Here is an 8446-nt window from a genome sequence, read left to right as displayed (position 1 = left end):
TGTCATGCGCGGGCAGTTGGAACACCTTCTGAAAGCCACGATGCGACCGAGGGTCACCATCCAGGTGATCCCCTTCGATGTGGGCGCCTATGCCGGGCTGGCAGGGCCCATCTTGGTGCTCTCCTTCAAAGGCGCCCCCGACATCGTGTACATGGAGAACGCGGAAGCCGCACAGCTTCTGATCGATCCAGCGCGGGTCGACCCTCTATCGGCCCAGTTCGACGCCCTGCGCTCCTATGCCTTACCCCAGGCCGCCTCGGCGGCATTCATCGAGAAGAGGATGAACACATGGACCTGACCGGCGCACAGTGGCGCAAGAGCAGCCGCAGCAACGGTAACGGCGGCGAATGCGTGGAGGTGGCCGTGAACCTTCCCGGAGTCGTCGCGGTACGCGACAGCAAGAACCCCGGCGGCCCCGCCTTGCTGTTCACCCCCCAGGTGTGGGCCGACTTCCTGACGCGCGTCAAGAGCGGCGCGGTCTGACAGGGACCAGACGGCCCCCGCCGTTGCCGCGGGGGCCGTCGCCCGCCCACTCTCCGTAACGCACCTCCCGGCCTCCCGTCACACGTTCTTCCCGCCACACGCCCTTCCGGCGCCCCGGCCCTCCGGTGGCGCGAGGCACTTGCGGGCTGCCGTCTTCCCGCGCCACCCTCCCGCGCCGCCCTCCGTGCGGAGAGCCGCATCCGGCTCCGCCAGGCTGGGGCGGTGCCCCAGCGCTTCCGTTTTTGACATTTCTTGGCCCGGCTCCGCGAGGGCCTCACGCCGCCGATGCTAGTTTGATCATGAGCGAGAAAGTCAACGGGCGATTTTCCGGAAAGGATGTTGGATGCGTGTTTCAAGCGCCACCGGAGCCGCCTTCATCGTCTCCGCTTCGCTTTTGCCGGATTCATCTATCATCTCCGGAAAAATCCCGACAAGGCACCGTAGACCCGCATTCGCTCTGCCCGCGCCCGGTCGCTCCAGGCCGGCGGCCATCTGAGGGAAACGGTCAGGAGCCTCACCTGGGCCCGACTTCACCACGGCGAATATCTCACCGATATCACCGTGACCGTGACGTTCGTTCCCTAACCCGCTCTTCCGGCCGGCGTGCCGCCGCGGCAAAACACTTCCCCGTCGCGGCGGCATGCCGTATTCTCCGCGGTCGTCAACAGTGAATTCAGGCAGGAAGCCATGGGAAAACTCAGCGAGATAACCGGCACATCCCGAAAAAGGGTGTCAATTCTCGTGGTCGGCGTTTCCGGGACGATCGCCGCGGGAGGGCTGCTGCTCGGGCCCGCGACCGGGCCGGTCGGGGCGACGAGTCACTGGGACGCCCCCGCGACGACGGCCGACCCGCAGATCGACGCCGCGGACCTGTACGCGTTCACCAGCCCGGAGAGGCAGGACACGGTCACGCTGGTGGTCGACTACGTCCCCTTCCAGCCGCAGAACACGCTCAACCCCTTCGCCACGGACACACGCTACGAACTGCACATCGACCACACGGGCACCGGGAAACCCGACATCACCTACCGCTGGACCTTCAGGAACGAGGACCGGCGCCCGCCGCTCTCCCCGCTCACGGCGAAGGGCGTGGTGAGGTCGGCGCACGACGACTCCCTGCTCTTCCGACAGCGCTACACACTGGAGAAACTACTGCCCGGCAGGCCCGACCAGACGCTGGTGCGGGACGCTATCGCGGCACCGTCCCATCTGGGCAGCCTCGTCATGCCCGACTACCAGCGGCTGCGCGACGAGGCGGTGGTCGAGCTACCCGGCGGCGGGCGCGCCTTCGCCGGGCAGGCCGCCGACCCGTTCTACGGCGACCGTGAGGCCATCGGCCTCCTGCGGTTCGGAGCCCCCAGCCCGCCCGTCGCGACCGGCGCCCCGCTGAATGTGAACACGATGGCGATCCAGGTGCCCAAGTCGGAGCTGGCGCTGGGCGGCGCCCCCGGGGCCAACCCGGTGGTCGGGGTGTGGGCGACGGCCTCGCGCAGGTCGCTGGACCTGCGCTCGCCCGGGGAGACGCCGTACGTCCAGGTTTCACGCCTCGGCAATCCCGACTTCAACGAGGTGTTCGTCCCGCTGTCCTCCCGCGACCGTTTCAACGGGACGAGCCCGCGCCAGGACCGCGAGACGGCAGGGGTGGTGAGCGGGCTGCTCGCCCCGGAACGGGCGGGGCAGGTGCAGCTCGCGACCGGGGCACAGGCACCGAAGGGGCCGCGCAAGGACCTGGAAGAGCTGTACCTCACCGGGCTGACGACACGCGCGGACGGCCCGATCGGGAAAGACCTCAACTCCCAGCTCCTCAATCGCGATGTCGCGAAGGACGATTTCGTACCCGCCGAGGAGCTCCGCCTCAACATGGGCACTCCCGTCACCGCCGCGCCGCACAGGTACGGCTACCTCCGTGACGATCCGCAGGGCTTTCCCAACGGGCGCCGCCCCACCGACGACGTGGTCGCCATCGGTCTGCGGACGCTCATGGGAGAACCTGCGGGGGCGGGCAGCCCCTGGCTGGCCGACGAGAACGGCGCCGTCCTGCTGACCAAGCCGGTGACGGGGACCTTTCCCTATCTCGCCATCCCCAACTACTTCTGAGACCGCGGAGACGAAGCGCGTGCGCAGATTCCTGCCGCTGTTCGGGTGCCTGGCCGTCGGCGGTGCCCTGTTCGCCCTGTTCGGTTCCGACGGACCGTCGGGCGCCACCCGGACGTTGCGCGACACCGGGATGGAGACGTCGCGGCCCACGTCGGCACCGCCCGACCTGGCCGACTTCATCACCGGCGCTGAGGCCTACCTGCGCGGGCACCCCGCCGACGCACGGATCTGGGCCGACCTGGGCGGCGCGCACGTGGAGCAGGCAAGGCGCACCGGCGACCCGGCCCACTACGCCAGGGCGCGCAGCGCCTTCGAGCGCTCCCTGCGGCTGTCCCCCGAGGTCGACGCGATGATCGGGATGGGCGCGCTCGCCAACGCCAGGCACGAGTTCGGCGCCGCGCGTTCCTGGGGGCTGCGGGCCCGCAGGGCCGCGCCGTACCGCTGGTCGCTGTACGCGGTGCTCACCGACGCCTACACCGAACTCGGCCGGTACGGCAAAGCCGAGCGGGCCCTGCAGCGGATGCTCGACGGCAGGCCCGACGTGGCCTCGCTCTCCCGCGCCGCCCACCTGCTGCGGCTGCGCGGCCAGACGGAACGGGCGAGGGCGGTGCTTCAGCGGACCCGGTCGATGGCCTCGGCCCCCGCCGACCTGGCGCTGTGCGACTTCCAGCTGGGTGAGCTCGAATGGGGCGAGGGACGGCCGAGGGAGGCGCTGCGCGCCTACGGGCAGGCGCTGACCGCCGACCCCGGCCACGCCCCGTCCTTCGCGGGGCGGGCAAGGGCGGAGGCGGCGCTCGGCTGGACCGGCGCGGCGATCCGCGACTATGGCGCGGCGGTCGCGCGCGATCCCGGGTTCGCGGCCGAGCTCGGCGAGCTGTACGAGTATCTGGGCCAGCCGGCGAGGGCGGCGCAGCAGTACGCGGTCTTCGCCGCGGAGCACAGGCTCATGAGGGCGAAGGGTGTGGCGGACGACCTGGAGGCCGGGCGTTTCGCCGCCGACCACGGCGATCCGGGCTCCGCCGTACGACGGTTGAGCGCCGAGTGGAGACGGCGCGGCAGCGTCGAGGTCGCCGACGCCCTGGGGTGGGCGCTCCACCGGGCGGGCCGCGACGCGGAGGCCGCCGGATACGCGGCCCGCGCGGAACGACTCGGTGACCGCGACGCGCTGTTCGCCTACCACCGGGGCGAGATCGAGCGCGCCCTCGGTCACACGACCTCCGCACGCGCCCATCTGACCAGGGCGCTGCGGATCAATCCGTACTTCTCCCTCCAGGACGCGCCCCGAGCCCGCCAGGCGCTGATCGAGCTGCGGGAGGCCCCCTCTCCGCCCCCGCCTCCCTCTCCCCGGCCCCCGCCTCCCTCCCCCCGGCCGACAGAGACGGCTCGGGACGGCACATCAGGCGACAGTCCCGCAGAACGGACCCCTCGCGTTCAGGAAGGACTCACAGCGGGAGAACACCACCGGGCTTGAGGGCCTTCATCGCGATCTGCGAGGTGAGCTTGTCGAGGCCGGGCAGACGGCCCAGCTTCTCCAGGCAGAGCTGGCTGTAGGCCTCCATGTCGGGCACCGCGACCCGCAGCACGTAGTCGGGGCGGCCGAACATGCGCAGGCACTCGACCACATCCTCGACCTCCATGACCGCCTCCTCGAAGGCGGTGACGGTCTCCGCGTCCTGCCCCTCCAGCTCCACGTACGCGAGAACCTGGAAGCCTCGCCCGACGGCCACCGGGTCGATCACGGCCCGGTAACCGCTGATCACCCCCGTCTCCTCCAGGTTGCGGACCCGGCGCAGGCAGGGCGAGGGGGTGAGCCGTACGCGTTCGGCGAGTTCGAGATTACTGAGCCTGCCCTCCACCTGGAGGAGGCCGATGATTGCGCGATCAGTGGCATCCATAGCACCAGATGCTAACCAATCAGCCATCCTTAATAAATATTGACATCATATTTCGGACAGCCTGACATAACCTTGCGGCAACCAGAACGGCACATGGCAAGACGGGACCAACGATCATGACGATCTCCGCCGAAACCCGCGCAACGGCTCCCGACGACCGATACGCCCTCGAAGAGGGCCAGGTGTTCATGACCGGCACGCAGGCACTGGTCCGTGTGATCCTCGACCAGATGCGCGCCGACCGCGCCGCGGGCCTCGAAACCGGCGCGATGGTCTCCGGCTACCCCGGCTCCCCGCTCGGCGGCTTCGACCTGGAGCTCGCCCGCTCGCGCAGGCAAGCGGAGCCGCTGGACATCGTGCATCGCCCCGGCCAGAACGAGGAGCTGGGCGCGACGGTCGCCTGGGGCAGCCAGCTCGTACCCGGGCTCCCCCGGCCGCGCAAGGCGGGCGTCCTGGGCGTCTGGTACGGCAAGGCCCCCGGCGTCGACCGCGCGGCCGACGCGCTACGGCACGGCAACTTCGTCGGCGCGCACCCGAACGGCGGCCTGATCGCCCTCTGCGGCGACGACCCGATCTGCAAGTCCTCCACGCTCCCCTCGGCGACGGAGAGCGTGCTCGCCGCCCTCGGCATGCCGATCGTCCATCCCGGCAGCGTCCAGGAGCTGCTCGACCTGGGCCGCCACGCGATCGCGGCCTCGCGGGCCAGTGGCCTGTGGGTGGCGGTCAAGACCGTCACCGACGTCGTGGACGCCAGCGGAACGGTCCAGGTCGGCGCAAACCGCGTGGTCCCCGTGACGCCCGTCGTCGAGTACGAGGGCAAGCCGTACCGGCACGTTCCGGACGCGACCCTGCTCACCCCCTGGTCGCTGGAGATGGAGCGGACGCTCACCGGGCCGCGTCTTGAGCTGGCCCGCGCGTACGCCAAGGAGAACGGCCTCAACCGAATCACCGTCGACCCCCGGGACGCCTGGCTCGGCATCGTCGCCTCGGGCACCGCCTACTACGACGTGCGCGAGGCGTTCCGCAGGCTGGGCGTCGACCCGGCGGAGCTGGGCGTCCGCATTCTCAAGATCGGCATGATCTGGCCGCTGGAGCCGGAGATCGTCAAGACCTTCGCCAGGGGGCTCGGTGAGATCCTCGTCATCGAGGAGAAGGGCCCGCTGCTCGAGGTACTGATCAAGGACGTCCTGTACGGCACCGCCAACGCCCCGCGCGTCCTGGGCAAGCTCGACGAGAACGGCGCCCCGCTGATCCCCAGGACCGGAGGCGTCGACGCCGACCTGGCGGCGAAGGCGGTCGCCTTCCGGCTGCGCCGCGCGGGCCTCGAACCCCTCGCGGGAGACCGGGTCGCGAAGGGCCTGGCCGTGATCTCCCGCCCGGCCCCGCTGAAGCTGCTGGGCCCGCAGCGCACTCCTTTCTTCTGTTCCGGCTGCCCGCACAACCGCTCGACCTCGGTGCCGGACGGCGCCCCCGTCGGCGCGGGCATCGGCTGCCACACGATGATCGTGATCAACCGCGAGGGCAAGGGCACCCTGACGGGCCTGACCCAGATGGGCGGCGAGGGGGCGCAGTGGATCGGGCAGGCGCCCTTCACCGAGACCCCGCACATCTTCCAGAACCTGGGTGACGGCACCTTCCACCACTCGGGCTCGCTCGCCGTGCGGGCCGCCGTCGGCGCGGGGGTCAACATCACCTACAAGCTGCTCTACAACAGCGCGGTCGCGATGACGGGCGGGCAGACGATCACTCCGTCGCTGGCCGTGGCCGACCTGACCCGCTGGCTCGAGGTCGAGGGCGTGCGCCGGGTGATCGTCACGACCGACGAGCCCGAGCGCTACCGGGGGGTCGCGCTCGCCCGGATCGCCGAGGTCCGCGACCGTACGAAGCTCGAAGAGGCGCAGCGCGAGCTGGCGGCGGTTCCCGGCGTGACCGTGCTGGTCCACGACCAGCAGTGCGCGGCGGAGAAACGGCGGCTGCGCAAGAAGGGCGAGCTGCCCGATCCCGTCAGGCGGGTGGCGATCAACCAGCGGGTCTGCGAGGGCTGCGGGGACTGCGGTCAGAAGTCGGAGTGCCTGTCCGTGCTGCCGGTCGAGACGGAGTTCGGCCGCAAGACCGAGATCCACCAGTCGTCGTGCAACAAGGACTACTCGTGCGTCGAGGGCGACTGCCCATCCTTCCTGACCGTCGTGCCGGGCAAGGCGGTCAAGCGGCGGGCCGCCGTGCCCGCGCCACCCGAGATGCCCGCGCCCGCCTTCCGTACCGGGGAGACGACGATCAGGCTGGTCGGCATCGGCGGCACCGGTGTGGTCTCGGTCGCGCAGATGCTCGGTACCGCGGCGATGCTGGACGGCAAGCGGTCCCGGGGACTCGACCAGACGGGGCTGGCCCAGAAGGGCGGCACGGTCGTCTCCGACATCCTGATCTTCGAGGGCGAGGACGACCGTTCCGGGCGGGCGGGCACCGGCGGGGTCGACGCCTACCTCGCGCTCGACCTGCTCGGCGCGACCGACCCGAAGCACCTGCGCGCCGCGGACCGTGACCGGACCGTCGCGGTGGTCTCGACCAGCCTGGTCCCCACCGGTTCCATGGTCGTCGACCCCGCGACGCACGTCACCGAACTGGGCTCGCCCATCAGCTCTCTGGAGTCGCGCACCCTGCGCGAGCTGAACGTCTATCTCGACGCGGAGGACGTGGCCCAGGCGCTGTTCGGCGACCACATGCCGGCCAACACGATCGTGCTCGGCGCGGCCTGGCAGCGCGGGCTCATCCCGCTCAGCCTGGAGTCGATCGAGCGGGCCGTACGGCAAGGCGGCGGCAGGGCGGCCGACCTGACGATCGCCGCCTTCCACTGGGGCAGGGCCGTCGTCGCCGCCCCCGAGGCCGTGGCCGAGGCGACCCGTCCCTCCGCGCCCTCGGGGCCGCCGCCGAGCCCCGAGGTGACCCGGCTCGTCGACTCCGTCGCGGAGCGGGGCACCGAGCTGCACCGGCTCCTCACGGTCAGGGTGCCCGACCTCGCCGCCTACCAGAATCTGCGGTACGCGACCCGCTACGCCGACGCGGTCCGCGCGGTCATGGCCGAGGAGCTGAAGGTCTCGGAAGGCCCGCTGCCGATCACCGAGGCCTACGCCCGCCACCTGCACCGGCTCATGGCGTACAAGGACGAGTACGAGGTCGCCAGGTTGCATCTCGACCCCGCGGAGCGCGCCCGCGTCGCCGCCGAGTTCGGCCCGGGCGCGAAGATCTCCTACAACCTGCACCCGCCGATCCTGCGCGCCCTGGGCATGGACCGCAAGATCCGCCTCGGTACCTGGTTCGACCCGGCCTTCCACCTGCTGTACGGCATGCGCAGGCTGCGCGGTACCCGACTCGACCCGTTCGGCCTGGCCGGGGTGCGCAAGACGGAGCGCGAGCTCGTCGGCGAGTACACCCGCGACGTGCTGCGGGCCCTGTCGCAGCTGCGTCCTGAGACGGCGGAGCTGGTCCTGGAGCTGGCCGAGCTGCCGGATGTCGTCCGCGGCTACGAGCACGTCAAGCTGCGCAATGTGGCTTCCTACCGGTCCTCGGCCTCCGCTCTCCTCGGTCGCCTGTCTGGCGGCGGGGACTCGCGCTCCCTCGGCGAGAGCTGAGCGCGGGGCACGTACTCTCCGCATCGGTCAATGGCGCCCGGTGCGGAGAAACCGGAGCTGTCACCTGGTGCAGGGAACCGGGTCTGAGGTGTGTTTCCCCGGGACATCGGGCTGGGGTTGGTTCGCGCCGGGGTGATTCGGGCTGCGGTGTGGTGGGTTCGGGCTGGGGTGGTTCGCGCTGGGCCGGCTTCGGGGTGTGCTGGGTTCGGGGTGTGCTGGGTTCGGGGTGTGCTGGGTTCGGGGTGTGCTGGGTTCGCGCTGCGGGGGGCGGGTGGTCCGGCCGGCCGTCGTTGGTTGCGGTCTGGGTGGTTCAGGCCTTCGGCCTGGCGGGCGCGGTGGCGCGCG

At 70.9% G+C, this 8446-nt stretch carries 6 protein-coding genes; 5 read left to right on the top strand and 1 reads right to left on the bottom strand.

Annotated features, from left to right (window positions below; genetic code table 11):
• From AB0395_RS47040 to AB0395_RS47025, 4 genes are all read left to right on the top strand, one after another.
• A partial coding sequence (locus AB0395_RS47040) for a DUF5753 domain-containing protein (RefSeq protein WP_366294550.1) occupies positions 1-298 on the top strand: 298 nt, incomplete at its 5' end.
• The gene (locus AB0395_RS47035; protein ID WP_366294548.1) at positions 289-483 is read left to right on the top strand and encodes a DUF397 domain-containing protein; all 195 of its coding nucleotides are present in this window, start codon (positions 289-291) and stop codon (positions 481-483) included. The genes AB0395_RS47040 and AB0395_RS47035, both read left to right, overlap by 10 nt.
• A gap of 729 nt (positions 484-1212) precedes the next feature.
• On the top strand, positions 1213-2580 hold the full coding sequence (locus AB0395_RS47030; protein ID WP_366294545.1) for a DUF4331 domain-containing protein: 1368 nt from the start codon (positions 1213-1215) through the stop codon (positions 2578-2580).
• A 19-nt stretch (positions 2581-2599) separates the two neighbouring features.
• A complete protein-coding gene (locus AB0395_RS47025; RefSeq protein WP_366294542.1) occupies positions 2600-4051 on the top strand; it encodes a tetratricopeptide repeat protein in 1452 nt (483 codons plus the stop codon).
• On the opposite strand, the gene AB0395_RS47020 is transcribed toward AB0395_RS47025, so the two are convergent.
• On the bottom strand, positions 4023-4475 hold the full coding sequence (locus tag AB0395_RS47020) for an Lrp/AsnC family transcriptional regulator (RefSeq protein WP_366294539.1): 453 nt from the start codon (positions 4473-4475) through the stop codon (positions 4023-4025). The genes AB0395_RS47025 and AB0395_RS47020 overlap by 29 nt on opposite strands.
• A gap of 116 nt (positions 4476-4591) precedes the next feature.
• Between AB0395_RS47020 and AB0395_RS47015 the strand changes: the two genes are divergently transcribed.
• On the top strand, positions 4592-8101 hold the full coding sequence (locus tag AB0395_RS47015; protein ID WP_366294536.1) for an indolepyruvate ferredoxin oxidoreductase family protein: 3510 nt from the start codon (positions 4592-4594) through the stop codon (positions 8099-8101).
• Positions 8102-8446: the final 345 nt, after the last annotated feature.

The organism is Streptosporangium sp. NPDC051023, assembly GCF_040689595.1.
In the GTDB taxonomy this organism is placed as follows: Bacteria; Actinomycetota; Actinomycetes; order Streptosporangiales; family Streptosporangiaceae; genus Streptosporangium.
Note: the sequence above shows the minus strand (reverse complement) of the source record. Positions and strands in the feature narration are given on the sequence as shown.

Coding starts and splice junctions, on each gene's coding strand:
- AB0395_RS47015 (WP_366294536.1), top strand. CDS start 4,592: ATGACGATCTCCGCCGAAACCCGCGCAACGGCTCCCGACGACCGATAC.
- AB0395_RS47035 (WP_366294548.1), top strand. CDS start 289: ATGGACCTGACCGGCGCACAGTGGCGCAAGAGCAGCCGCAGCAACGGT.
- AB0395_RS47020 (WP_366294539.1), bottom strand. CDS start 4,475: ATGGATGCCACTGATCGCGCAATCATCGGCCTCCTCCAGGTGGAGGGC.